Annotated in this window: 21 protein-coding genes; 2 read left to right on the top strand and 19 right to left on the bottom strand. The window is 66.0% G+C overall.

The genetic code is table 11. The features are described from left to right. The first annotated feature begins 6 nt into the window (after window positions 1-6). On the top strand, window positions 7-630 hold the full coding sequence (locus HKW67_RS13085; protein WP_171225801.1) for an outer membrane beta-barrel protein: 624 nt from the start codon (window positions 7-9) through the stop codon (window positions 628-630). Here the strand turns inward: HKW67_RS13085 and HKW67_RS13080 are convergent. From HKW67_RS13080 to HKW67_RS13035, 10 genes are all read right to left on the bottom strand, one after another. Continuing rightward, window positions 620-1,390 carry an enoyl-CoA hydratase-related protein gene (locus HKW67_RS13080; protein ID WP_171225800.1) on the bottom strand — a complete coding sequence of 257 codons (771 nt, stop codon included), beginning with the start codon at window positions 1,388-1,390 and terminating at the stop codon, window positions 620-622. The genes HKW67_RS13085 and HKW67_RS13080 overlap by 11 nt on opposite strands. Continuing rightward, a complete protein-coding gene (locus HKW67_RS13075) occupies window positions 1,387-1,791 on the bottom strand; it encodes a RidA family protein (protein ID WP_171225799.1) in 405 nt (134 codons plus the stop codon). Before HKW67_RS13075 ends, HKW67_RS13080 begins: the two co-directional genes overlap by 4 nt. Further along, on the bottom strand, window positions 1,791-3,461 hold the full coding sequence (locus HKW67_RS13070) for an AMP-binding protein (RefSeq protein ID WP_206044414.1): 1,671 nt from the start codon (window positions 3,459-3,461) through the stop codon (window positions 1,791-1,793). The genes HKW67_RS13075 and HKW67_RS13070 overlap by 1 nt, the downstream gene beginning before the upstream one ends. 9 nt (window positions 3,462-3,470) lie before the next feature. Continuing rightward, window positions 3,471-4,658: an acyl-CoA dehydrogenase family protein gene (locus HKW67_RS13065; protein ID WP_230981020.1), complete on the bottom strand. Its 1,188-nt coding sequence runs from the start codon at window positions 4,656-4,658 to the stop codon at window positions 3,471-3,473. Beyond that, complete coding sequence (locus HKW67_RS13060) at window positions 4,658-5,500, bottom strand: enoyl-CoA hydratase family protein (protein WP_171225798.1); 843 nt, start codon at window positions 5,498-5,500, stop codon at window positions 4,658-4,660. Before HKW67_RS13060 ends, HKW67_RS13065 begins: the two co-directional genes overlap by 1 nt. Beyond that, window positions 5,497-5,952, bottom strand: coding sequence for a MarR family winged helix-turn-helix transcriptional regulator (locus HKW67_RS13055; RefSeq protein ID WP_171225797.1), 456 nt, complete (start codon window positions 5,950-5,952; stop codon window positions 5,497-5,499). The genes HKW67_RS13060 and HKW67_RS13055 overlap by 4 nt, the downstream gene beginning before the upstream one ends. Then, entirely contained in the window at window positions 5,949-6,764 is an 816-nt protein-coding gene (locus tag HKW67_RS13050) for an SDR family NAD(P)-dependent oxidoreductase (RefSeq protein WP_171225796.1), read from the bottom strand. The genes HKW67_RS13055 and HKW67_RS13050 overlap by 4 nt, the downstream gene beginning before the upstream one ends. Further along, window positions 6,761-9,133, bottom strand: coding sequence for a bifunctional salicylyl-CoA 5-hydroxylase/oxidoreductase (locus HKW67_RS13045; RefSeq protein ID WP_171227661.1), 2,373 nt, complete (start codon window positions 9,131-9,133; stop codon window positions 6,761-6,763). Before HKW67_RS13045 ends, HKW67_RS13050 begins: the two co-directional genes overlap by 4 nt. 80 nt (window positions 9,134-9,213) lie before the next feature. Further along, entirely contained in the window at window positions 9,214-10,353 is a 1,140-nt protein-coding gene (locus HKW67_RS13040; protein ID WP_171225795.1) for a hypothetical protein, read from the bottom strand. A gap of 43 nt (window positions 10,354-10,396) precedes the next feature. After that, entirely contained in the window at window positions 10,397-11,122 is a 726-nt protein-coding gene (locus HKW67_RS13035) for a peptidylprolyl isomerase (protein ID WP_171225794.1), read from the bottom strand. 103 nt (window positions 11,123-11,225) lie between these two features. On the opposite strand from HKW67_RS13035, the gene HKW67_RS13030 reads away from it, so the two are divergent. Beyond that, the gene (locus HKW67_RS13030; protein ID WP_171225793.1) at window positions 11,226-11,870 is read left to right on the top strand and encodes a DoxX family protein; all 645 of its coding nucleotides are present in this window, start codon (window positions 11,226-11,228) and stop codon (window positions 11,868-11,870) included. Window positions 11,871-11,934: 64 nt separating this feature from the next. Here the strand turns inward: HKW67_RS13030 and HKW67_RS13025 are convergent, their stop codons facing one another. The 9 genes from HKW67_RS13025 to HKW67_RS12985 form a co-directional block, all read right to left on the bottom strand. Then, window positions 11,935-13,185, bottom strand: coding sequence for an IS256 family transposase (locus tag HKW67_RS13025; RefSeq protein WP_171225792.1), 1,251 nt, complete (start codon window positions 13,183-13,185; stop codon window positions 11,935-11,937). A gap of 66 nt (window positions 13,186-13,251) precedes the next feature. Beyond that, complete coding sequence (locus HKW67_RS13020) at window positions 13,252-15,243, bottom strand: S9 family peptidase (RefSeq protein WP_171225791.1); 1,992 nt, start codon at window positions 15,241-15,243, stop codon at window positions 13,252-13,254. A 245-nt stretch (window positions 15,244-15,488) separates the two neighbouring features. Continuing rightward, window positions 15,489-16,730, bottom strand: coding sequence for an MFS transporter (locus tag HKW67_RS13015; protein WP_171225790.1), 1,242 nt, complete (start codon window positions 16,728-16,730; stop codon window positions 15,489-15,491). Further along, window positions 16,727-17,602, bottom strand: coding sequence for an ABC transporter permease (locus HKW67_RS13010; RefSeq protein WP_171225789.1), 876 nt, complete (start codon window positions 17,600-17,602; stop codon window positions 16,727-16,729). The genes HKW67_RS13015 and HKW67_RS13010 overlap by 4 nt, the downstream gene beginning before the upstream one ends. Next, the gene (locus tag HKW67_RS13005; RefSeq protein ID WP_230981018.1) at window positions 17,599-18,777 is read right to left on the bottom strand and encodes an ABC transporter permease; all 1,179 of its coding nucleotides are present in this window, start codon (window positions 18,775-18,777) and stop codon (window positions 17,599-17,601) included. The genes HKW67_RS13010 and HKW67_RS13005 overlap by 4 nt, the downstream gene beginning before the upstream one ends. Continuing rightward, window positions 18,774-20,321, bottom strand: coding sequence for an ABC transporter ATP-binding protein (locus HKW67_RS13000; protein WP_171225788.1), 1,548 nt, complete (start codon window positions 20,319-20,321; stop codon window positions 18,774-18,776). Before HKW67_RS13000 ends, HKW67_RS13005 begins: the two co-directional genes overlap by 4 nt. Before the next feature lie 2 nt (window positions 20,322-20,323). Next, window positions 20,324-21,373, bottom strand: a complete 1,050-nt coding sequence (locus tag HKW67_RS12995) for a BMP family lipoprotein (RefSeq protein ID WP_171225787.1) — start codon at window positions 21,371-21,373, stop codon at window positions 20,324-20,326. Between the two features lie 75 nt (window positions 21,374-21,448). After that, entirely contained in the window at window positions 21,449-22,702 is a 1,254-nt protein-coding gene (locus tag HKW67_RS12990) for an LVIVD repeat-containing protein (RefSeq protein WP_171225786.1), read from the bottom strand. Then, complete coding sequence (locus tag HKW67_RS12985) at window positions 22,699-23,982, bottom strand: hypothetical protein (protein ID WP_171225785.1); 1,284 nt, start codon at window positions 23,980-23,982, stop codon at window positions 22,699-22,701. Before HKW67_RS12985 ends, HKW67_RS12990 begins: the two co-directional genes overlap by 4 nt. Window positions 23,983-23,997 lie beyond the last annotated feature (15 nt).

Genomic DNA, 23,997 nt, shown 5'->3' with positions numbered 1-23,997 from the left:
TCTCCTATGCACATCTCGGTACGCCGCGCTGCGCTGACATTCGTTGCCCTGTTGGTCGCCGCGCCGGCCGTCGGCGCTCAGGCGCTCTCGCCGTCTACGCTTGGCATCAGTGCGGCGGTACACGGCGTCGGCGGTACGATGAACACCGCGATCTATCCCGGAGCCAGCGGTAGCACCGCACTTGGGTTCGGCGGCGAAATCGCGTACGGCGCCTCGCCGCGTTTGTCGCTTGTGGGCCGGCTGGCGCGCATCGCGTCGAAGTCGGAGATCATCACCGAGTCGACCGACTACGCCGTGCTGCAGGGCGATCTTGGACTGCGCTGGATGTCGTCGCCCGGTGCGCGCGTGCGCCCATTCGCGGAAGCCGGTCTTGCCCTTCGGCGGCTGGCGTTCGAGTATCCCGACAACGCCGGTGTGACGAGTGACTTCAGCGCCTTCAACGGCGGCGCCACGGTCAGTGTCGGTGTCATGGTGTTTCAGACCGACAAGATGTCGGTGGAGGGCGCCGGCACCTACACCAGCGGCAACTTCAGCACGTGGAAAGTGAACGGAAAGGCGGAGTCGCTCGCGCAGATGACATCCGAGATGTTCGGCGTGCGTCTCGGCGTACGCTACTGGTTCAAGAAGTAGCGCGGGCGCGATCCAGGAACGCGCGCATTCGCGCGTTCCGTTCGTCGCTCGAGGCGAGATAGCGAAACGACGTGTGCTCTGCGAGGAGCCCGTCGCTGAGTGTGGTGGTGTAGGAATCCAGAACGGCCTGCCGAGCCAGTCGCGTGGCCGCCCGTGGATGCGAGGCGATGCGGTGCGCGATCTCGATTGCGCGGGCCAGCGCGCCGCCGGCCGGCACGACCTCGGAGACGATGCCAGCGCGAAGGGCCGTGGGCGCGTCGATCGCGTCGCCGGTGAGCACCAACTGCATCGTCATCGATTTGCCGGCACTTCTCGCCAATCGCTGTGTCCCACCCGCGCCCGGCATCCAGCCGAGGGTGATCTCCGGCTGACCGAATCGCGCCGCCGCGCCCGCGATGGCGATATCGCAGCTCAATACGAGCTCGTTGCCGCCGCCGAATGCCACGCCTTCCACCGCGGCGATCATCGGACACCCCGCGCTCCAGATCCGCTGCCAGGCAAGCGTGCGCGGATGACTCAGTAGCGCCGGTCCGTCGAGCGCGAGCATCTCGGTGATGTCGGCACCCGCCGCGAAGGCGCGCGCGCTTCCTGCCAGCACAAGGCATCGCACGTGGTCGTCGGCATCAGCCGCCTCGATCGCGGCGGCCAGCTCGCTCATGGTCTGATGGCGGAGCGCGTTGCGCGCATCGGGCCGGTCGATCGTGATGGTGATGACACCGTCTATGCAGTCGCTCACCAGCACATCGCGTGCGCCGGTCATAGGGGCTCATCCGGTACGATGGCGGTGGCTTCGATTTCAACCAGGGCATCGGGTTCCATCAACGCGCACACCTGCACCGCCGACATCGCGGGATACACACGGCCGAGGATTTCGCGATAGGCTTCACCCAACGCGGCACCGCTGGCGATGTACCGCTCGCGGTCGGTCACGTACCATGTGAGGCGCACAAGATGCTCCGGTGTGGCCCCGTCGCAGGCCAACACTTCGACGATGTTGCGCAGGGCTTGCCTCGCCTGCGCTACGAAGTCGTCACTCACCATCTGTTGCTGTGCGTTCCACCCGATCTGACCGGCCACGTGAATCTGCCGGCCGCGCGCCGAGATGCCGTTGGCGTACCCGCGGGGACGCGACCAACCATCTGGTTGCAACGTGCGATGCATCAGCTGCTCTCCTTGAGGCGGAATCGCTGGAGCTTTCCGGTGTCGGTTTTGGGCAGCGCGCTCACGAACTGCACCTGCCGCGGATACTTGTATGGCGCAATCGTGGCTTTCACATGCTCCTGCAGTACTCGCACGAGGGCACTGTCACCATCGATGCCGGAACGAAGCACGACGAAGGCGGTCACCACTTGACCGCGCTCATCGTCGGGCAGCCCGACCACCGCACACTCGGCTACCGCTTCGTGCTGCAGCAGCGCGCCTTCGACCTCCGGGGCGCCGATGTTGTAGCCTGCCGAGACAATGAGATCGTCAGTGCGTGCCTTGAAGAACACATAGCCGTCGTCGTCCATGGTGCAGGCATCGCCGGTGAGATTCCAGCCGCCTTGCACGTAGGAGGACTGTCGGGCGTCGGCGAGGTAGCGACAGCCGGTCGGACCGCGCACGGCCAGTCGCCCTACCTCCCCTCGGGGCACCTCGCGCAACGCGTCGTCGAGTATGGCGATGGTGTAGCCGGGCACGGCGCGGCCGATCGCACCACGTCGCCAATCCTTGCCCGCCGCACCGATGAACACGTGGATCAACTCCGTGGCGCCGATGCCATCGAGCATCTCGAGGCCGGTGGCCTCGCGCCAGAGCGTGCGCGTGGCATCGGGCAGGGCCTCGCCGGCCGACACGGTTACGCGAAGCGAGGCGGTGTCGAAACGCGCCGGGTGCTCACGGATCGCGATCGACATGTGCCGATAGAAGGTGGGCGCGGTGAAGCTGACGGTGGCGCGGGTCGCCGCGATGGCGTCGAGCAGACTCTCCGGCGACGCACGCTCGAGCAACACCACGCTGGCTCGCGCAGCCATCGGAAAGCACACCAGTCCACCGAGCCCGAAAGTAAACGCGATCGGTGGGGTGCCGATGCACCGATCGTTGGCCGTGATGCCGAGCACCTGCGCCGAGAAACCACGGCACATCGCCATCACGTCCCGATGAAAGTGCATGCATCCCTTCGGAATCCCCGTGGTGCCCGAGGTGAACGCAATGAGCGCGACATCGTCACTCGAGGTAGACGACGCCGTGAACGGTGCGGTGTGTCGCGCCATGGCGTGCTGCAGGTCGTCGGCGTCGTCACCACCCCAGCATCGTACGGCGCGAACCGAGGGGGTCCCCGCGGTGGCCGTCTCCAGATCTTCCAGCAGCCGTGCATCGCACAGCGCCGCGTTACACTGCGCTCGCTCGATCACCATGCGTAATTCGCCAGCGCGCAGCATCGGCATCGTGGTCACGGCCACCATACCAGCCTTGAGTGTCGCCAACCACGCTACGGTCATGAACCGGCCATTGTAGCCGCGGCACAAGACACGATTGCCAGACACGAGCCCGAGATCGTTGACGAGTACGTGCGCCAAGGCGTCGACCTGCACCGCCAGTTGAGCGTACGTCGTCTCTTCCCAGCCACCGAGACCGTCGGGCACGACGATCGCCACGCGATCGCCGTGCCCTTCCTCGATGGCACGGTCGAGTAGCTCCACCGCCGTGTTCAGTCGCGGCGGCACCGCGTAGACACCCTCGAGCGTGATCACCGGCCACTGTTCGACCGGCGGCAGTTGCGCCCGCGCGAAGCCGTCGATGTGCCCACTGGGGTGCAGCGGAACTGCGGTGTGCTCAGATGGCGGCGTCATGGCGTGGTCTCAGCGCTGACGGTATGCCTTCAACGTTTCGCGGCCCACGAGCAACCGCTGCACTTCGGTGGCCCCTTCGTAAATGCGCAGCGCCCGCACATCACGATACAGTCGCTCCACCACTTCGCCCACGCGCACACCACGGCCGCCGTGGAGCTGCAACGCTCGATCGATCACCTGCTGCGCCAGCTCCGTGCCGGCCAGCTTGGCCATCGCGGCCACGCCGGTGCTCCGGCTGCTCTGCGTGTCACGATGCCACGCCGCCCGATACGTCATGAGCGCCGCCGCATCGAGATCGGTCGCCATGTCACCCAGAATCGCCTGCGCCAGCGGCTGCGCGCCCAGTGTGGCGCCGAACATCGCGCGTGATTCGGCTTGCGTGAGCGCCTCGTGCATGGCTCGCCGTGCGAAGCCGGTGGCGGCGGCGGCCACCGACACGCGGAAAATGTCGAGCGTGCGCATCGCGAGCGAGAAGCCTTCGCCTTCGACACCCAGCAGCGCGTCGTGCGGCACGATGCAGCGGTCGAATGTCAGCAGCGCGAGCGGATGCGGCGACATCACCGTGATGCGCTCGGCAATACGCAGGCCCGGCGTGCCGGCGCGCACGAAAAAGGCGCTGATCCCTTTGGATCCCGTCGCATCGGCACCGCTGCGAGCGAACACACAGTAGAAGTCGGCGATGCCGCCATTGGAGATCCACGTCTTCGCGCCGTCGAGCTGCCAGCCGGCATCGGTGCGCGTGGCCCGCATGCTCATCGCCGCCACGTCGGAGCCAGCATCGGGTTCAGAGAGGGCGAATGCCGCAATCGCACTGCCCGAAGCCACGCGCGGCAGCCACTCGGCTCGCAAGGCGTCGCTGCCGCCCAGCGTGATCGCACCCGACCCCAATCCCTGCATGGCGAACGCGAAGTCGGCGAGTCCATCGTGAGCGGCCAAGGCTTCGCGTAGCACGCAGAGCGCGCGTGAGTCGAGTGCGGGGAGCGCGCCGCCCCATGGTGCCGGCACGCAGTAGCGCAGGAAGCCAGCGTCGCCCAACCGTCGCACCCAGTGGCGGCAGGCGTCATCGACCTCGGCCTCACTACTGGCAAGCGGCTCGGTGCCCTGCGCCGCGGTCCAGTCGGTGACCTGCGTGGCCAGTGTACGATGTGCGTCGTCGAAGAACGGCCAGGCCAGATGCTCGGTTGCGCCATGCATCATCAGTTCCCCTCGAACACGGGTGACTGCTTGGAGGCGAAGGCTTCGAACGCCCGGCGGAAGTCCTGCGTGCCCATACACAGCGCCTGCGCCTGCGCTTCCATCTCGATGGCCTGATCGACCGACACGTTCCACTCCTGACTGAGCATGGTTTTGGTCATGCTGTGCGCGAAAGCCGGTCCGTTGGCGAGATCACCGGCGCGCTTTATGGCTTCGGCCAGCAGCGCATCGCGCTCCACCAGCGCGTTGTAGAAGCCCCAACGCTCACCCTCGGTCGCGTCCATCGCGCGTCCGGTGTACAACAGCTCGGACGCACGCCCCTGGCCGATGATGCGCGGGAGCAGCGCACACGCGCCCATGTCGCAGCCGGCAAGGCCCACGCGCGTGAACAGAAAGGCCGTGCGTGCCTGTGGCGTCGCGAGGCGCATGTCCGAGGCCATGGCCAGAATGGCACCGGCGCCGGCGCAGACGCCGTCGACGGCGGCAATGATCGGCTGCGGACAGGCGCGCATGGCCTTGACCAGATCACCGGTCATGCGCGTGAACGCCAACAGTTCGGGAATCGCCATGCGCGTGAGCGGCTCGATGATATCGAATACATCGCCACCCGAGCAGAAATTGTGCTCGGCGCCCGTGAGGACGATGGCGCGAATGTCCGACGCGTAACTCAGTCCGCGAAAGAGGTCACGCAGCTCGGCGTACGATTCGAATGTGAGCGGATTCTTCCGCGACGGACGATTCAGCGTGATCACACCAACGCGACCGTTGTGGGCGGTCGACCACGCGAAGTGTTGCGGTTCGAGCGTCGCGAACAGGTGCCGCATCGCCGACATCGGATTGGTCATGAGCTGCTCCTGGGAGAACGAACACGATCCTTCACGACGCCAAGCCGCGTATGCATCGCGCGCCGGTCGTCGGGAGAGAGTGCGGCGAAGATATCGGCGATCCAGCCCTCATGAGCCTGCGCCATGGCGGCGAAGTGGCGTTTGCCGGCAGCGGTGAGCCTCACGATGGCGGCCCGCTTGTCGGTGGGCGACACGCGCCGCGTGACGAGTTTGTCGGCCTCGAGTGCCCGCACCAACCAGGTGACGTTGCCGCCGGTGGTGAGAATGCGCTCGGAGAGTTCACCCATGCGCAGACCATCGGGCGCACGCTCAAGCTGCGAAAGCAAGTCGAAGCGCGGCAACGTAGAGCCGAACTCGCGCTTGAGGGCGCTGTCCAGCTGCCGTTCCACCAGCGTGGTCGTGGTGAACAGGCGCAGCCAGAGGCGCAGCGACTCTTGTTCGGGCTTGCTCACGCGCCAATCTCCGGTGCACTCCCGTCGACGGCACGCCCATCGATCACGATGGCTTGACCTACCGGAGCGCCGATCGGTGCCGCGCACAACGCGAGCACCGCATCGGCCACCTCTTCCGACGTCACGATGCGCGTTTGCCCTGCGTCGGAGAGAATCGAGTGCAACGCGTCGCTGGCGGAACGACCCGTGCGCTGCACGATCCGCTCGACGGCACCGGTCACGAGATCGGTGTCGGTATACGCCGGGCAGACGGCATTCACCGCCACACCACGCGGTCCGACTTCCAGCGCGAGTGAACGCGTGAATCCGATCATCGCATGTTTGGCGGCCGTGTACGCCGTGACGTACGGCGCGCCCATGAGACCGGCTACGCTGGCCACATTCACGATGTGTCCGAAGCCGCGTTCGATCATGCCCGGTAACACTTCCTGCGAGGCGTATACGGGCGCCATCAGATGCATTGCGATCATGCGGTCGAACAGCGCCGCATCGCTCTTAAGAAACGGCGCCGACTCGGCCGTGCCGGCGTTGTTGACCAGAATGTCCACGGGCCCCAAGGCTTTGGCGGCCGCCGCACACGCTCCGGTTAGCGCCTCGCGATCGGTGACATCGGCAACGACCACGGTGTACGGTCCCGCCAATGACGCAGCGACCGCCTCCGCGCGCGCCGGGTCGCGCACCAACAGCGACACGTGCGCACCGGCCGCGGAGAGCGAGCGGGCGATGGCCGCACCGATGCCACGGTTTGCGCCGGTCACCAGCGCGTGGCGGCCAGCCAAGGCCGGCAGCGAATCACTCGTATGCAGGTTCATGTGAGCTCTCCGGTGGGCGGTGCACCCTCGGCCGCAGCGCGCATCGAGCGCTCGCGTTCAATGAGACGGTCCAGCTGCGATTTGCCAGCCAGATACTGCACCGGCCACACCGCGCCGGCGTATCCGTACTTCGCCGCTTCCATCAGCGTCCATGCCGGATTCGCCAGGTGCGGACGTCCGATGGCCACGAGGTCCGCGCGTCCCGATGCAATGATGCCGTTGGCTTGATCGGCGTCGGTGATCGCACCCACGGCGATCGTGGCGATCCCGGCCTCCTGCCGTACGCGATCGGCGAACGGCGTCTGCCACATACGGCCGTACACGGGGCGCTCGCGCTTCACGACCTGCCCGGCGGAGACGTCGATCATATCGGCGCCGGCGTCCCGGAACAGTCTGGCGATGTCCACAGCATCGTTGTCGGTGTTGCCGCCCGTCGCCCAGTCATGCGCGGAAATGCGAACGGAGATCGGCCGATCAGACGGCCACACGGCGCGCACCGCCGCGAATACTTCTAACGGAAATTTCGCGCGCCCTGCGCGATCACCGCCGTAGGCATCGGTGCGATGGTTGGTGAGCGGTGAGAGGAAACCGGACATGAGGTAGCCGTGCGCGAAATGCAACTCCAGCCAGTCGAAGCCAGCGGCCACGCCACGCTGCGCCGCCTGCACGAACTCACCGGTTACCCGGAGCATGTCCTCGCGCGTCATCGCGCGGGCCGTTTGCGAAATACCATCGAGATACTGCAGCTCCGACGCGGCGATTAGCGGCCAAGCACCATGCTCGAGCGGTTGATCGATCCCGTCCCACATCGTTTTGGTTGCGCCCTTCGCTCCAGCATGGCCGAGCTGCAGTCCGATCTTGGCTGGCGTGTGCTCATGCACAAAGCGCACGATGCGGGCCCACACGTCGCGCTGCTCGTCGTTCCACATCCCCGGGCAGACGGGCGTGATGCGCGCATCAGGTGCCACACAGGTCATCTCGGTCATTACGAGGCCGGCGCCACCGGTGGCGCGGGCGCCCAGATGCACGAGGTGCCAATCGGTGGGCATGCCATCGTTGGTGGCCGAGTACTGCGCCATGGGGCTCACGACGATGCGATTGGGCAGCGTGACGCCACGTACCGTGAACGGCGTGAAGATCGCCGGTGGTGCAGCGTTATCGGGCGCAACAGCCATCCCCGACTGCTGCGCGAACCAACGCTCGAAGGCGCCCACATAGGCCGCGTCGCGCACACGCAGGTTTTCATGCGAGATGCGCTGTGAGCGCGTCAGCAGCGAGTACGCGAACTGTTCCGGTGCCAGCGTCGCGTAGCGGTCGACATGCTCGAACCACTCCGTAGAGTTGCGCGCCGCATTTTGCAGCTTGAGCACTTCCACGCTCCGCTCGGCCTGATAGCGGCTCAGTGCCGCGCTCATGTCGCCCGCATGCGCCGCCAGCTGCACGTCGAGCGCAATAGCGTCTTCGAGCGCGAGTTTGCTGCCCGAGCCGATGCTGAAGTGCGCGGTGTGTGCCGAGTCGCCCAGCAGGACGAGCGGGATACGGCCGCGCTCCGTATCGAGCCAGTGCACCCACTCGGCGCACGTGACGCGCGGGAAGCGGATCCATTGCGCCGATCCGCGCAGATGTGCGGCGTTGCTCATGAGCGGTTCCCCGCCCAGCACGTCGGCAAACAGTGACTCGCAGAAGGCGATCGACTCGCCGTCGGACATGTCGGCGATACCGGCCTGCTCCCACACCTCCTGCGGCGTCTCCACGATGAACGTGCTGGTGTCGCCGTCGAACTGATACGCGTGCGCCTGGAACCAGCCGATCGGCGTTTCCTTGAAGGCAAAGGTGAAGGCGTCGAAGCGCTTCGGCGTGCCCAACCAGATGTAGCGGCAGCGACGCAGATCGATGTCGGGGCGGTACGTGCTAGCGAAGCGTTCGCGCAAGCGGCTGTTGATGCCGTCCGCCACGATCACCAGGTCGCCCTGCTCGGCCACGATCGCTGATTCGATCGCTTCGGGGGGTAGCTCCGTTTCGAAGCGCAACACCACGCCCAGTGCACGGCAGCGCTGCTGCAGAATAGCGAGCAGCTTCTTGCGGCCGATGCCACTGAAACCGTGACCGCCCGAGCGCATAGTGCGTTCGGCGAAGTGAATCGCGATGTCATCCCAGCGATGCATGGCCGCGGCGATCTCGTCGGCGCTTTGCGGATCGGCCGCACGCAGATTGGCGACGGTCTGATCAGAGAGCACGACGCCCCAGCCAAACGTATCGTCGGGCCGATGCCGCTCGATCACGGTGATCTGCGCGCGCGGGTCTCGCCGCTTCATCAGCAGCGCGGCATAGAGCCCGCCCGGTCCACCACCCACCACGACCACGTTCACGGCATTCGCTCCCTGAGAGGACACCATGCAACGCTACGGCCAATTACTTCAAATATCAAGTAATTGACCGTGCGGCCGGGCTACTTCGCCGTGACGAGGGCGAGCCGGGCCATCACACAGTCGCAGCCGACCCCCAGCAGTCGGTTGCGCCACGCCACCACCGTGGTGCGCTCCACCGTCTGACCATGCGCGGCCGGATTCCGGGCGGCGGCGAACTCGTCGATGATGGCCGCGAACGCGCCGGTGAACCAGGCGCCGTCAGTAAGCGCGCTGCGCAGGTAGTCACCGAGTGCCGGCTCGCCACCGAGGATGTAGCCAAGCTGGCCGAGGGTGATGGGCAGCACGTCGCTGAGGATGCGGGTATGGTCACCGATCTTGACCCGCTGGGTGGCAGGAGGGGCCGTGCGCATGACGCGCCGCAGCAACTGGTTCACCTGCGCCTCGATCGCCTTGCCGTAGCTCACCAGCACGGGCGAGAGATCGGCGCCGCGGTCGCGACGGTATTCGCGCATGGTGCGCTCACCGGTGGCGAGAAACTGCTGCGCGCTTACATCGAGGGCGGCCCAAGCGCGATCGCCGAAGTGATCGGCGCGGAGAATGGCGGCCCAGGCGCCAACGCCACCCTGCTCGGTGTCGAAGCGTGCCCAGCGCTGTCCGTTGGCCAGTAGCGCGCGTTCGGCCTCGTCGAAGAAGCGGCGGCCATCGGGACGGGATACCAGCAACGGCAAGTCCACCATGCCGCCGTAGATCGACACCGGGCGATCGGCGTAGCGCGCATTGCGCAGCTGGGCGAGCGCTGCCGTGACCCCTTCGAGGTCGTCGCGCACCAGTGCCCTGATGTCGCGAAGCAGGAACCAGCAATCGCAGGTGAGTTGCTGTTTGCTGTAGTACTCCGGCACATGGGCGCTGTCGTTCGTGCGGGGATCGTCGGCGCTCACCATGTGCACGTCGGCGACGTACAGCGAACGGTAGTCGGTGAGATACAAATGCACTTCGGCGTCCTCGCCTACCGTGCCTTCGAGGGCGAGCACGTCCGCCAGATGCGGCATCGGCTGCTGCCGTTGCCCCGACTTCACCTTGCCCCACCACACGTACACGTCGTCGTCGTTGGCGGCACCGACTCGCGCGTCCCAGTCGAGCAGCACGCGCAGATGCGCCTCGAGCGGGTCGGTGGCATAGGCCGGATTCCACACGGTCACGAGATGCGATGCAGTGGTCATTGTGATTTCGAGCTGAATGACGGCGTGAAATTACGGAGTGGAACTACGGCTTGGAGATCGTGACACGAAGAATGCGATCGAGTTTGGGGAATTCGCGATCCATGTACGCATTGCCTCCACGCTCGAGCGGTCCCTGCTTGCCTTGTCGCACGCCGCTGCCGGAGTCTTCGCCGTAGCCGCTGTAGAGACTGTCGAGCACCGACAAGCCTTCCACCACGGTGCCGAGCACCGTAAACGGCTCGGCGTCGTTGCGCGGATTGTCGGCGAGGTTCACGTAGATCTGCGTATTGCGGGTGTTCTCGCGACCCGGACTCTCGTACGAAAAGGCGAATGTGCCGCGTGTGTTTCGCGAGCGGGGCGGGTCGTCGCGCAGATAGCGACCCTTCCACGCGGCGTTCACCGCCGAGTCGCCGTGCAGTCCCCACTGCGCGATGTAGGCGGCGCGCACGCGGTGGAAGCGGGTGTCGGTGAAGTAGCCGATCCGCGCGAGATTGTAGAGCCGGTCGGCGCCGAGCGGTCCCCAGTCGCGATGCAGTTCGAGCACGAACACGCCTTTGGATGTCTCGAAGCGGAGACGGGAGATCGGTGGGGCCGGGCGTGTGAACTCGGCGTTGGCGGGGTCGAGCAACAGTGCGCGGGCGGCGACCGGTGACGGCGCGGTGGCTGCTATGTCGGCGGACGGCGCGCGATGGCAGGCGCCGAGCGCGACGAAGGCAGCGAGGATCGCAAGCGTGCGGCGGAGGAGATGGGATTCGCGGGGAGTCGGCATGCCGAGATGGTAGTGCGCGTGAGGGCAGGGCGTGAGGGCAGGGCGTGAGGGTAGGGCAGCTCGCGTCGCGAATCCTGCGTGCCCTGATCCCGTAGTATGGCGCATGCCCACCGAAGAGTCCCTCCGACCGCTCGACGCGTTGAACGCGCGCGTGATGCAGCACCCCGCCGCCGCGCGCTTGACGCTGATGAGTCGCATTCTGCTGGCGGTGGCGTTCATTCCCACCGGCAGCGTGAAGCTGATGGGCGAACGGTTCACCTCATTGGGCGTGAACACGTCCGTTGGAGCGTTCTTCGAAGCGATGTATCAGACCGGCGCCTATTGGCGGTTTCTCGGGCTGTCGCAGGTGGTCGCTGGTTTGCTGCTGCTGATTCCGGCGACCGCCTTCTACGGCGCGGTGCTGTTCCTGCCCATTCTGGTGAACGTCGTGGTGATCACCCTCGCCATCGAGTTCAAGGGGACGCCGATGGTCACACTTCCCATGCTGCTGGCGAACCTGTGGCTGCTGGCCTGGGACTGGCCGCGGTGGCGCGCGGTGCTGATCACGGAGAAGTCGCGGCCGGTCGTGCGCACCTGGTCGCGCCTGGAGCGGGCCGGCTGGCTGCTCGGTGCGGCAAGTGTGGCAGCGTTCCTCTTCGCGATTCGCGGGGCGGCGCTGAAGGGGACGGCGGGGGCGCTGGTGGGACTCGGGGTGATCGGTGGGCTGATGGTGGTGACGGCGTGGGTGCGGGGGGCGCGGGGGCGGTAGGAATGAAATCGCTTGACTGACGTGGACCTGTCAGGAATTCTGTGTATGAGTCGTGAGCATCGGGTCACGACGTCGCCACGAGTCGGTCGCCGAAGAGGAGCTTGAGATGTGGGAAGGCCGCGCGCCAGTACTTGTCGGGCTTGGCCTTCCACTTCTTGCCGATGTTGCGCAGCGCGAGATAGAGCAGCTTGCCGGCCGCTTCATCACTCGGGAAGTGGCCGCGGGTCTTGATCACTTTGCGAATCTGCATGTTCAGGCTCTCGATCGCATTCGTGGTGTAGAGCACGCGGCGGATTTCCAGTGGGTAGGCGAGGGCCGGCGCGATGCGCTCCCAGTGCCGCTCCCAGATGGCGACGATCGCTGCGTGGCGCTGCCCAAGCGGACTCTCCGCAAAGCGCTGCAAGGCGAGACGCCCAGCCGCCTCGGTGGGCGCGTGGTAGATCGTCCGCAGCGCCGCCGCGACGAGCTTCCGCTCGGTCCACGACACGTAGTGGAGGCTTTGACGCACGAGATGCACGATGCACTGATGAATCACCGTGTGCGGAAACACCGTCTGCAGCGCGTCTGGGAGCCCCGTCAGGCCATCGATCAGCGCGATCAGGATATCGGCCACGCCACGGCCCTGCAGCTCGCGAAACACGCGGTGCCAGAAGGCGGCGCCCTCGGTTTGCGCGATCCAAAAGCCGAGCACTTCCTTCGTGCCATCCAGCTGCACGCCGAGCGCGAGATACACCGCCTTGTTTTGCACGACGCCTTCGTCGCGGATCTTCACGCGCAGCGCATCGAAGGCGACGGCCACGTACGTCGACTCGAGCGGCCGCTGCTGCCACGTCTCGACTTCGGCCAGCACCTCGCTCGTGATCGTGCTGATCAAGTCGGGCGAGACCGGGATCTGATAGCGCTCCTCGAGAAACGCCTGGAGCTCGCGCGTGCTCAAGCCGCGCGCGTACAGCATCAGCACCGTCTCGTCGAAGCCCGGCAAGCGGCGGGCGCCCTTGGGCACAAACTGGGGCGCAAAACTGCCGTCGCGGTCCCGCGGGATGTCGAGCGCAATCGACCCGCTCTCGGTCAGCAACGACTTCGGGGTAAAGCCATTGCGGGCATTGCCATCCGGCCCGCGCTCCCCGCCCTCGGGATAGCCCAAATGATGCGTGAGCTCAGCCTTGAGCACCCGCTCCGCCATCGCCTTCTGCAACTGCCGCCAGACCAGCTGGACGTCGGCGGAGGTCTGCACCCCCGCCACCAACTGGTCGAGAATCTCGGGCGTCAGCCCTGCGGGCAGCGGCTCCGCCGCCGCCCGTTTCCGTCGAGCCATAACCACCTCCGTCCTACAAGGTTATGACTCATACACAGAATTTCCGACAGGCCCACTGACGCGCCCCTACTGCGTCACGCCCATCAGATACTTCGCGTACCACCCCACATACCGGTCATACCGGTCCTTCACGAAGCTCGGCCGCGAGATGCCGTGGAATTGCCCGGGGTACACGATCATCTGGCTCGGCACACCCAGTGACTTGAGCGCCTGATACATCTGCTCACCGCCGGCGATGGGGACGTTGAAGTCCTTCTCGCCGCCCAGGAACATCGTGGGTGTCGTGATGCGGTCCGCATGCCAGAAGGGATACGACAGCTTCTCCCACAACTTCGGATTCTTCCACGGCGCGCCAAGTTCGTTTTCGTACTGATAGATGTACTGGTCGCTGCCGTACATGGTGGTCTGCAACGCGCTGCCGGCGCCGCTGGTGGCGGCCTTGAAGCGCGTGGTGGTGGCGATGGTGTAGTCGGTGAGGATGCCGCCGTAGCTCCAGCCGCCAATCCCCATGCGCGTGGTGTCGACCACGCCCATGCCGATCACATGATCGACACCGGCCATCAAGTCCTGCACTTCCTTGTTGCCCCAGTCGGCGAAGATGGCCTTCTTCCACGCCTGCCCACGTCCCGAGCTACCGCGATAGTTCACCGCCAGCACGAGGTAGCCGTTCGCCGCGAACAGTTCACGCTCGAACGAGAACGCGTGCTGGTCCTGTCCGTTCGGGCCGCCGTGAATGCGCAGCATGAGCGGATACTTCTTGCTCGCATCGAACCCGGCCGGCTTCACCAGCAACGCGCCCACGGTGAGCCCGTCCTTGTTCTTGAATTGCACATCTTCGGTGGTGCCCAGCGCCAGTGCGGTAAAAATCGAATCGTTCACGTGCGTGAGCGCGCGCAGCGCACCGTTCTCAAAGGCGAACACCTCGCCCGAACGCGTGGCGGTGGCGGTGTTCACCACGACGCGGCCGGTCGTGGATGCATCATACGACGTCACGGCGCGCCGTCCGTCGAGCACGCGCGTCACGGTGCCGCCACTCACCGGCACGGAGGCGAGATGCACCGCGCGGTCGTCGCCCAGTAGGAAGCGCAATAATTTGCCGTCGCCACTCCACGACAGTCCGTTCACATCGCGATCGAGCGACGCGGCGATCAGTCGCGCCGTTCCACCGGCACTCGGCACCACGGCAATCGTATTCTGCGTGTACGCCGACAGCTGCGGCTCGCTGCCCTGGAGATACGCGATGAACTGTCCATCGGGACTCCAGACCGGATTGGCATCAGGGCCGCTCCACGTGGTGAGCTTGAGCGGCGTCGCACCGGCCACGGCGTCGACGACGTAGATGTCGGCGTTGTTCGTGCGATCGGGATCGGTGCCGCTGCGCTCGCTCACGAACACCAGCCGCTTACCATCGGGCGACCACCGTACCGACTGGTCGTCGAAGTCGCCGGTCGTGATCTGCACCGCCTTCTTGGTAGTGACATCCACGATGTACACATGATCGCGCAGGCGGTCGAGATATCCGGTGTTATCGCGCTTGAAGGCGTATCGATCGAGCACGATCGGCTTCGGATTCTTCGTCTTCAGTGAATCGGGCTTGGCGTCTTCGGGATCGGGATCGTGCGATACCACCGCGAGCCGCGAACCGTCGGGTGACCACTCGTACTCGCCCACTCCGCCTTTGAGATCGGTGAGGCGCACGGCGTCACCGCCGGAGCGGTCGAGTAACCACACCTGACCGCCTTTCGACTCGTAGCGACCGGAGACGAAGCTCAGATAGCGATTGTCCGGGCTCCATCGCGGATTGCTTTCGCCTTCTGGAGAGCTGGTCATACGGATGGTGCGAGTGCCTTCGTAGTTCACCATCCACACATCGCTGTCGCTCTTGTCCTTGGCCGAGTCGACGGTGGTGACGGTGTACGCGATCCAGGCGCCATCGGGGGAGATGCGAGCGGCGCCGACATCGCGCAGGCGGTAGATGTCGGCGCTGCGGAGCGGGCGAGGGGACTGCGCGGAGGCAGTGGTGGCCGCAAGAACGGCGAGGAGAAGCGCAAAACGCATCGCGAAAGTGCACCGGTTTCGGAGTGGAACTACGACGAAGCAAAGCGGCTGTGGGCTCTCGAGGCTTGGGGCTTTCTGCTATCGGCTGTCTGCCATGAGCCGTGGGCCATGGGCAATCCGCCTGACGCACTTGATCCGGCGCTGTGCTGCCCAAGGCCCACGGCTCATGGCCCACGGCAGATAGCCGTCAGCTTGTCAGCCCCAAGCCTCGAGAGCCGAGAGCCGAGAGCCGAGAGCCCACGGCCCTAAGTAGCCTTCACCACCCTCGGCGCATACAACTCCATATCCCGTCCCAGCAGCAGTGTCGCCATCACCAGCGTCGCACTGATCCAGAACGGGCTCTGCATCCCGAACGTATCGAACGCAAACCCGAGCAGAATCGGGAATCCGACCCGCGTGATCCCGCCGTACGTCTGCTGCACGCCCATGTACAAACCGCGCTCCGATCCCGCGACGACGCGCGACAGCATCGCGGTGACACACGGGAACGTGAACGCGGTACCCAGCGGCAGCATGCCGACGGCCAAGGCCAGCGTGACGTAGTCGCGTGCGAACGAGAGGCCGATCAGTCCGACGGCGAGGAACACCACGCCATACCGGCTCAAGCGTGCTTCGCCGAAGTGGTCGACGATCTTGCCCAGGAATAGCGCGCGCACCACGACGCTCAACACGCCGATGTACATGAAGAAGTAGCCGATCGTATCGGCCGTGACACCGAAGCGCGCGGCGAGGAAGAGCGCGAGAATGGCGGTCGTGCCCTGAAAGGCGCCGATCGCGATGGCGTAGATCAGCACTAGCCGCGAGGCCGGTTCGCTGGGGTGCGTGATCACACGCAGCACGGCTTCACGCGAGCCTTTGCGGATAGGCTTCGAGCCGTCGGCGTTGAGAGCCGCCGGCTTCCGGACTTCGGTGAGGTACTTCGACGCGAAGACGATGTTGATGAGGCACAAGCCCGCCGCCATGAGTCCCGGCGTGTGCGGGCCCCAGTGCTGCACCCAGCTACCGATCACCGGGCCCAGTGCGACACCGGCGTTCGTGGCGGCCGAGAGCCAGCCGAGGCTCTTCGCACGATCTTCCGGACGCGTGGCATCGGCCACGTACGCCTGAATCACACTCACCGTGCCACCGCCCGCGCCCTGGACGATGCGCGACAACAGCAGCAGCCACAGCGAGTCGGCATAGGCGAATACCGCGTACGCGACGGCGCTCGACGCGAGTCCCACGATCAGCGCCGGACGGCGACCATGCTTGTCGCTGAAGCGGCCCCACAACGGCGCGCTGAGCAGCTGCGCCACGCTGAACGAACTGACCAGTAGCCCGACAACGAACCCGCCGGCACCGAGGCTCTTCGCATAAAACGGCAGCAACGGCAGAATCATCAACAAGCCGAGCATGTCGATGAACGCCGTCACCATCAACACCGTGAGTTTGCCGAACGCGGTCTTGCCGCCGTCGATCGGATGCTCGTCGGTGTGGGGGGTCGTCACTCTGTTTTTCCGAGCGCGGCAGGTGCGACGCTGCGTCCGACTACACCGGCCAGGGCAACAATCGTTAACACGTAGGGAATCATCTCCACGAACTGACTGGGTATCATCTGCGAGCCCTGCAGCTGAATCTGCAGCGTCTCGGCGCCGGCGAACAGGAGACAAGCCACCGCTACACGCACCGGCTCCCAGCGTCCGAAGATCACCGCGGCCAGCGCAATGAAGCCACGGCCTGCCGTCATGCTATCGGAAAACTGGTGTTGGTCGAGGGCGAGATAGGCACCGCCCAGACTCGCCAACGAGCCGGCGATCAGCAGTCCCTGCAAGCGCAATTTGGTCACCGCCACGCCCAACGTGGCAGCCGCTTCGGGCTTCTCGCCCACGGCGCGCGCACGCAGTCCGAATGGTGTGCGATAGAGCACCCACGCCAGTACGGGGAGTGCGGCGAGCCCCATCCACACCACCGGATTCACGAAGCTCGCGAACATGCCACCAGCACCTTCACCGCCGAAGCCCGGCACGCGCGGCGAGTTGCTGGCACTGTCGAAGATGCGGCGCAGATAGAAGCGCGTGGCCGCCACCACCAACAGGTTGATCGCCACACCGACGACCACCTGATTGGCCTTGTAGCGCAGCGTCGCCACCGCCAGCACGGCCGTGACCATGGCTCCGGCCACCAGCGCGCCTGCCAAGCCGGCCCACGGATTGCCGCCGTAGTAGCTCCCGAGAGCCGCGCCGAACGCACCGGCCAGCATCATCCCTTCGAGACCGAGCGCGATGATGCCTACGCGCTCCGACATCACACCGCCGGCCGCTGCCAGCAGATACGGAATCGCAATGCGAATGGTCTGCAGCAGGAAGGTGAGCAGAATCATGACACCCCTTTCCGCGCATCGCGGTAGAACGCGGCGGTCACGTTGGCCGCCGCCGCACGCAGTTGCTTCTGCACTTCCGGCACCGCCGTCGCGACGGCGAGAATTACCACCGCCGTGAGAATGTCGGTGAGCTGCTTCGGCACGATGGCATTCACGGCGAGCCCGCCCTGCGATAGCGTGGCGAACAGCAGCGCGGCACCGAGAATGCCGAAGGGATGATTGCGCCCCACCAAGGCGACTGCAATGCCGAGGAAGCCCGCACCGCCAGCGAAGCCTTCCTCGTAATAGCCCTTGTAGCCGAGCACGAAGTTCATGCCGCCCAATCCGGCGAGGGCGCCCGATAGGCACATCGTGACCAGCAGCACGCGCGGCACGCGCACGCCGCCGTATTCGGCGGCATCGGGCTGCAAGCCCACCGCGCGCAGCTCATAGCCGGCCCGCGTGCGGAACAGGTACCACCAGCTCGCCACAGCGGCGAGCACGGCGAACACGATCGTAAAGTTCGCGGCACTGCCGCGGAACGCCGCGAAGCTGTCGGCGAATCGCGGCATCATGCCAGCCACGATCGGCGGCGTATGCAACGTTTCCGGCACGTGCAGCTTGGATGACACGATCCAGTTCAGGAACGCCAGCGCGATGAAGTTGAGCATGATCGTCACGATCACTTCGCTGGCACCGAACTTCGCGCGCAGCGCACCCGGCACAGCGCCGACTCCGGCGCCCACCAGCATGGCGGCCAGCAAGCAGAGCGGCACGGCCACCAGCGCGGGAGTGCCCGCCGGCAGCAGCATGCCCAGCAGTGCCGCCCCGAATCCACCGGCGGCGAGCTGTCCTTCGGCGCCGACGTTGAACAACCCCGCGCGCCCCGCCAAGGCGAACGCGAGACCGGTGCAGGCGAGCGTCGTGGTCTTGTACAGCACCTGCCCGATGCCGTAGGCGTTGCCCCACGTGCCTTCGACCAGCAACCGGAACACGGTACTCGGCGCTTCACCAAAGCTGAGGATGAGCAGGTCGCCCACCACCGCCGCAATAGCCAGTGCCACCAACGGCGGCAGAAAACCACCCGCCAGCCCAATACCTGCGCGCGCCGGCATCTCCGCCATCGCGCGCACTTCGCCGGTGCTCTGCATGTCCCGCTGTTGTTCGCGCGGCGGCGTTGCCGGTCCGGTACTCATACCGCCGCTCCCGTCATGTAAGGACCCAGCTGTTCGGCCGTGCACTGCGCGGCCGGCAACACGGTCACGAACCGTCCCCCGTACATCACCGCAATGCGATCGGACAGCGCGAGCACTTCCGGTAGATCGGCGCTCACCAGCAAGATGCCCTTGCCGGCATCGCGCGCCGCGCGCAGCTGCGCATGAATGAATTCGATCGCACCCACGTCGACGCCACGCGTGGGCTGCGCCGCGAGCAACACGCTGAACTCGCGGCCCATCTCTCGCGCGATCACGATCTTCTGCTGATTGCCGCCAGACAACGCGCGCGCCGGCAACGATGGCATCGCCGGACGGATGTCGAACCGCTGCACCTGTTCGGCGGCGTTCGTGTCAATCCGCGCCGTGTCGAGGGCGCCGAACGATCCAAAATGGTGCTGACGACCGAGAATGAGATTCTCGGCGATGCTGTAGTCGAGAATCAGACCGCGGCGATGCCGGTCTTCGGGAATGTGCGACAGGCCGAGATCGGCCCGCTCGCGCACCGAGCGCGTGCCGAAATCATGTGACGCGAGCTGTACGCGCCCCGATTGCACGTGGCGCAGTCCGGCGATCGCTTCGAGCAGCTCCGTCTGGCCGTTGCCTTCCACGCCGGCGATGCCGAGAATTTCGCCGGGGCGGATCTCGAAACTGAGTTCGTTCACCGCGCGCGTACCGCGGTCCGACATCACCGACACATTCGTCACGCGAAGCACCGGCGCGGCCGATGATTCGACGGATGCGGGTGCGACCCACGAGTCGGCGTCGCCCTGCGCGTCGAGATGCAACTGCACATCGCGGCCCACCATCGCGCGCGCAATGTCGCGTGGCGTCGTGCCTTCGGTCGCGAAGCGTGACATCGTCATGCCGCCACGCATCACGGTGATCGAGTCGGACACCGCGATCACTTCGTCCAGTTTGTGCGTGATCAGCACCACCGTACCACCGTCGGCCTTGAGCGCGCGAAGCACCGTCCACAGGTCGCGCACTTCGGGCGGCGACAGCACCGCCGTGGGTTCGTCGAGAATGAGAATCTTCGCGCCGCGATACAGCGCTTTCAGAATCTCGACGCGTTGCGCTTCACCGACCGACAGATCGGCCACCTTCGCTTTCGCGTCGACGTGCAGACCACACTTCTTGCACAGCGATTCCACCTCGATGACCGCACGATGCAGATCCACCTGCATCCCTTTGCGCGGCTCCATGCCCAGAATCACGTTCTCGGCCACAGTAAGCGTCGGCACGAGCATGAAGTGCTGATGCACCATGCCGACGCCCGCGGCGATCGCGTCCTGCGTCTTCCAGCCCGTGACATCCCTGCCGTCTACGAGCACGGCGCCAGCATCGGGTGCGTACATGCCAGCCAGTACGCGCATCAGTGTGCTTTTGCCCGCGCCATTCTCGCCGACGAGGGCGTGAATCTCGCCCTTCGCGACGTCGAGGAACGCATCACGGTTGGCGACCACGGCGCCGAATGTCTTTACGACGCCCGTCATGCGAATGGCCATCGTGTCCGATGCACTCATGGTCATTTCGTGCCCGGTCGCGTGCTTGGCACCTTGATGCGCCCGGCCACGATGTCGGCGGTGAGCGCATCGAGTGTCGCCCGCACGGCGTCGGGAATCAGCATCTTGTTGTTAGCGTCGTACACGTAGCCGACGCCGTTTTCGGCGAGACCGAACTGCTGAATGCCGCCCTTGAAGGTGCCGTCCTTCACCGCCTTGGCTGCCTGGAAGACGGATTCGTCGATTCCCTTCACCATCGACGTGAGCACGTGGCCGGGCGCTTCGCTGTACTGATCGGCATCGACGCCGATGCCGAACTTGCCAGTAGTGCGCGCGGCTTCGAACACACCGAGTCCGGTGGAGCCCGAGGCGTGGAAGATCACGTTCACGCCCTGGTTGTACATCGCCAGCGCCATCTCCTTGCCGCGTCCCGGATTGCGAAAGGCTTCCGGCGTGACGCCGGCGTAGTTCACGATCACCTCGCAGTCGGGGCAGACGTGCTGCACACCGGCCCGGTAGCCCGCTTCGAACTTGTGAATGAGCGCGATGTCCATGCCGCCGACAAAGCCCACTTTCTTGGATTTGCCGACGAGTGCCGCGAGGGCACCGACCAGGAACGAGCCTTGTTCCTCGCGGAACTTGAGCGCCACGAGGTTGGGCGGCATGGGCAGCGGGTTGCCCACGCTGTCGGTGGCCACGGCGTAGTCGACGTCAGCGAATTTGACGTTCGGATACTCCTTGGCCAGTACGTTGATGTCGTCGGTGAAGATGAACCCGACGGCCACCACGAGATCCATCCCTTCGGCGGCCAACAGTCGCAGGCCGGCTTCGCGATCGGAGCCTTCGCCCGGCTCGATGTAGCGCACGCGCGCGCCCAACGCCTTGGCGGCACGGAGGCCACCCAGGTACGCGCCGTCGTTGAACGACTTGTCGCCGCGACCGCCGACGTCGAAGACGATCCCGACATCGAGACCTTCGGAGGTGTCGGCGACCGTCGCCCCGGCGGGGTGGACGGTCAGGAGGACGACGTGGGCGAGGAGGAGCGCCCCGATGAGGTAAAGGGTCCGGCGCATGGTCCGGAAGCTTCGCCGGATGGCGCCGCTGCGGGAAGGGGCAAACGGGCCAATCGGTGCGAACCGCCAACAGCGCTATCGCGTGGCCGGCGCCGCCCGCCAGAGGCCATTCAGCATGTCGCTCGCGAACAAGCCGCTGGCCGACCAGTGAACACCCCACACGTAGACCGGCACCCCGCCGGCGCCGACGTATGAGGCCCGCTCGCGCGACATCTTGGCCAGATCGCACCGTCCGTCGGTCGTCTTCTGCGACGCTGTGCAGGTCGCGAGGTCGCCCCGCACGTCGAGCACCCGCACGCCGCCATTGTAGAAAGCAGCATAGGCGAGGCCCTGCGCCTCGTCGACCGAGAAGTTGTGAGTGCCCGCACCAGCCACGCCGTACACCGCGACTTCGATTGGTGCCGCGAGATTGCTGATATCCACCACGTGCACGTCGCCCACGCTCGACGAGCCGATCGCTCCCGGCCCCTCCTGACCCACCAACAGATACTTCTTGGACGACGTCACGGGATCCTGCACCCACCACACGTTGTGCACCTGGCCGCCCACCGTGCGAGCACGGCCTAGTAAGCGCGGCGCGGCGACCGAGCCGCCCTGCGCGCCGATGTCCCAAATCCCCACGCCGTCATTCCACTCGGCCGTGAAGAGCAGGCCGTCGCGCACGAAGACGTCGTGGATATACGGCGTCCCCATTTGCTGCGACCAGACGGTGCGTGGCGCCGACGGCGTGCTGAGATCGAGCACGACCAATCGTGCTGGTACACCATTCGCCGGATCGATCGAGCAGAAGGCGTAGAGCACGCCGTTCACGCGGGCCAGTTCGGCGGTGTGCACGCCATACTGCAACTCGCCGCCGGTGGTGCGGGTGATGAGCTGAGGAGCGCGCGGATCGGCCATCGAATAGATGGCCACGCCGCCGTTGGGGTTTGACTCGATGGCCACCAGCATGATGCTGCCGTCGTCGCTCACCTGCACGTCGCCGGTGGTGGTGGCGTTGGCCACGATCACGCTGTCCAACAGCCGCGGCTGATTGGCGCTCACGTCCCAGATTTTGACGGCATTGCCGCGTGCCCCGGCCCGCGTGCCCCATGTGGTCGTGTACGCCGTGGTGCCGCGCACCCACACTTCGGCACTGTATCGCTCGGGCGCCGTGCCCTGGCCGAGATGGGTGAGAACCACCGGCCCGGTGGGCACGGTGGCGACGGTATCGCGGGGCGGCGTCAGCTGCGTCGGTGCGCTCTCGCTGCCGCCGCACGCGGTCAACACCAGCGCGGTGATTGTGGTCGCCAGCGCCGATCGGATCACGTGAAGCGGGGGGGTGCTCGTCATGTGGGATGCGTGTGGGCGGGAGAAGAACCGGTCGGGAAAACGTAGCGCCCCATGCGACGACGCATGGTCCCCGCGTGTACCCGTGCCCCGATAGAAAGCGACCACTGGGTATCGGATCCATAGAACTCCGCTGGCACGAACACGGCGGGGGTGCGCTGCGCACGGGCATGGGCGCGCGCGACCTCGACGAACGGCGTGAGGTGCGTACCGCGCAGGCGCGGGATGCCCGTGCCCGGCGCCGCGAGTTGCACGGTGCCGATCGACCAGCGGGTGATGCCAACCAGCTGAAAGTCAACGTGGCCGTTGGGCGTACGGAAGAGATCGAGCAGTCGCTCACTTTCCGGACGATCCGTGTTCTCGGCGCGCGCCGACAGCGCCCAGCCGCGATGCACAATGCTCGACTCCACCAACACGCTCGCGAAGCGGAACACGCGTTGCGTGCCGAGCGATTCGTCGGTGCGGGCGATTTCGAGGAGGGCGTAGCGCTTGGCGGGTACGTCATATCGCAGTGAGGAGCTCAGCTGCCGGTGATCGAAGGCACCGCCCTGCGTGAGGCCGGGGCTCCGCACGAACGCCGAGCTGACCCCGGCCTCGAGGGAGGGCAGCGGGGAGACGGTCAGGCGCGTGCTGCGCGAATCGCCCACGCGTGACCACTGCGGACCGGTAAACGGTCCGACTGGCTCGTCGCCGTTGAACCAACTCTGCTCGAGCGTGATCGCGCGATCACCACGGGCGACCTGCACGGCACCCATCACGAGCACGCGCTCGATGATCTGGGCGTGATGGTGATTGACCGGATACTTCACGAACGGCCGCATCATCGGGTCGTCGGTGCCGTACGGCGTGAAGCCTTTGCCGCCGGCTAGCGTGGCGCGGAATCCGGCGCGCGCGGGTGTGGCCACGGCCAGCATGGCTTCGTGCACCAGCGTGTGGGGATGGCGACGGTCGGCGTACCCCTCACCGTACATGCCGGCATTGAGCTCCCCGCGGCGGAGCGTGTACCCCTCGAAGTTGAGCGTGCCAGTGAAGCGCAGCGCGCCCCACGCCGCGTCGCCCATGACATTGGGCTGCGTGAGGTAGCCTTCGGTGTAGCGACGCCCAAGCAGGGCCGGGTTGGCCGTGGTAAGCAGTCCCGTGGCCATCGTACCAAGGTGATACCGGGCCGAGTCGGCGGCGGGATCGTGCGGCATATGCTGCGCCCTGCTGACCGCGGGAACGAGCGCGGCAAGCAGGGCGGTAACACGAGACAGCGCGCGCACAGTCATTGGAGCGGTCGGCATACCGAAGTCTGTCGC

Origin of the sequence: Gemmatimonas groenlandica (assembly GCF_013004105.1) — a bacterium.
Lineage (GTDB): Bacteria > Gemmatimonadota > Gemmatimonadetes > Gemmatimonadales > Gemmatimonadaceae > Gemmatimonas > Gemmatimonas groenlandica.
This window is presented reverse-complemented; position numbering and strand designations above follow the sequence as displayed.

Excerpts from the sequence above, each read along its gene's own strand:
- HKW67_RS13025 (WP_171225792.1), bottom strand. The coding sequence starts at position 13,185 with ATGGCTCGACGGAAACGGGCGGCGGCGGAGCCGCTGCCCGCAGGGCTG.
- HKW67_RS13005 (WP_230981018.1), bottom strand. The coding sequence starts at position 18,777 with ATGAGTACCGGACCGGCAACGCCGCCGCGCGAACAACAGCGGGACATG.
- HKW67_RS13040 (WP_171225795.1), bottom strand. The coding sequence starts at position 10,353 with ATGACCACTGCATCGCATCTCGTGACCGTGTGGAATCCGGCCTATGCC.
- HKW67_RS13030 (WP_171225793.1), top strand. The coding sequence starts at position 11,226 with ATGCCCACCGAAGAGTCCCTCCGACCGCTCGACGCGTTGAACGCGCGC.
- HKW67_RS13020 (WP_171225791.1), bottom strand. The coding sequence starts at position 15,243 with ATGCGTTTTGCGCTTCTCCTCGCCGTTCTTGCGGCCACCACTGCCTCC.
- HKW67_RS13075 (WP_171225799.1), bottom strand. The coding sequence starts at position 1,791 with ATGCATCGCACGTTGCAACCAGATGGTTGGTCGCGTCCCCGCGGGTAC.
- HKW67_RS13060 (WP_171225798.1), bottom strand. The coding sequence starts at position 5,500 with ATGACCAATCCGATGTCGGCGATGCGGCACCTGTTCGCGACGCTCGAA.
- HKW67_RS12995 (WP_171225787.1), bottom strand. The coding sequence starts at position 21,373 with ATGCGCCGGACCCTTTACCTCATCGGGGCGCTCCTCCTCGCCCACGTC.
- HKW67_RS13080 (WP_171225800.1), bottom strand. The coding sequence starts at position 1,390 with ATGACCGGCGCACGCGATGTGCTGGTGAGCGACTGCATAGACGGTGTC.
- HKW67_RS13065 (WP_230981020.1), bottom strand. The coding sequence starts at position 4,658 with ATGATGCATGGCGCAACCGAGCATCTGGCCTGGCCGTTCTTCGACGAC.
- HKW67_RS12990 (WP_171225786.1), bottom strand. The coding sequence starts at position 22,702 with ATGACGAGCACCCCCCCGCTTCACGTGATCCGATCGGCGCTGGCGACC.
- HKW67_RS13085 (WP_171225801.1), top strand. The coding sequence starts at position 7 with ATGCACATCTCGGTACGCCGCGCTGCGCTGACATTCGTTGCCCTGTTG.
- HKW67_RS13050 (WP_171225796.1), bottom strand. The coding sequence starts at position 6,764 with ATGAACCTGCATACGAGTGATTCGCTGCCGGCCTTGGCTGGCCGCCAC.
- HKW67_RS13000 (WP_171225788.1), bottom strand. The coding sequence starts at position 20,321 with ATGAGTGCATCGGACACGATGGCCATTCGCATGACGGGCGTCGTAAAG.
- HKW67_RS13035 (WP_171225794.1), bottom strand. The coding sequence starts at position 11,122 with ATGCCGACTCCCCGCGAATCCCATCTCCTCCGCCGCACGCTTGCGATC.
- HKW67_RS12985 (WP_171225785.1), bottom strand. The coding sequence starts at position 23,982 with ATGCCGACCGCTCCAATGACTGTGCGCGCGCTGTCTCGTGTTACCGCC.
- HKW67_RS13010 (WP_171225789.1), bottom strand. The coding sequence starts at position 17,602 with ATGATTCTGCTCACCTTCCTGCTGCAGACCATTCGCATTGCGATTCCG.
- HKW67_RS13070 (WP_206044414.1), bottom strand. The coding sequence starts at position 3,461 with ATGACGCCGCCATCTGAGCACACCGCAGTTCCGCTGCACCCCAGTGGG.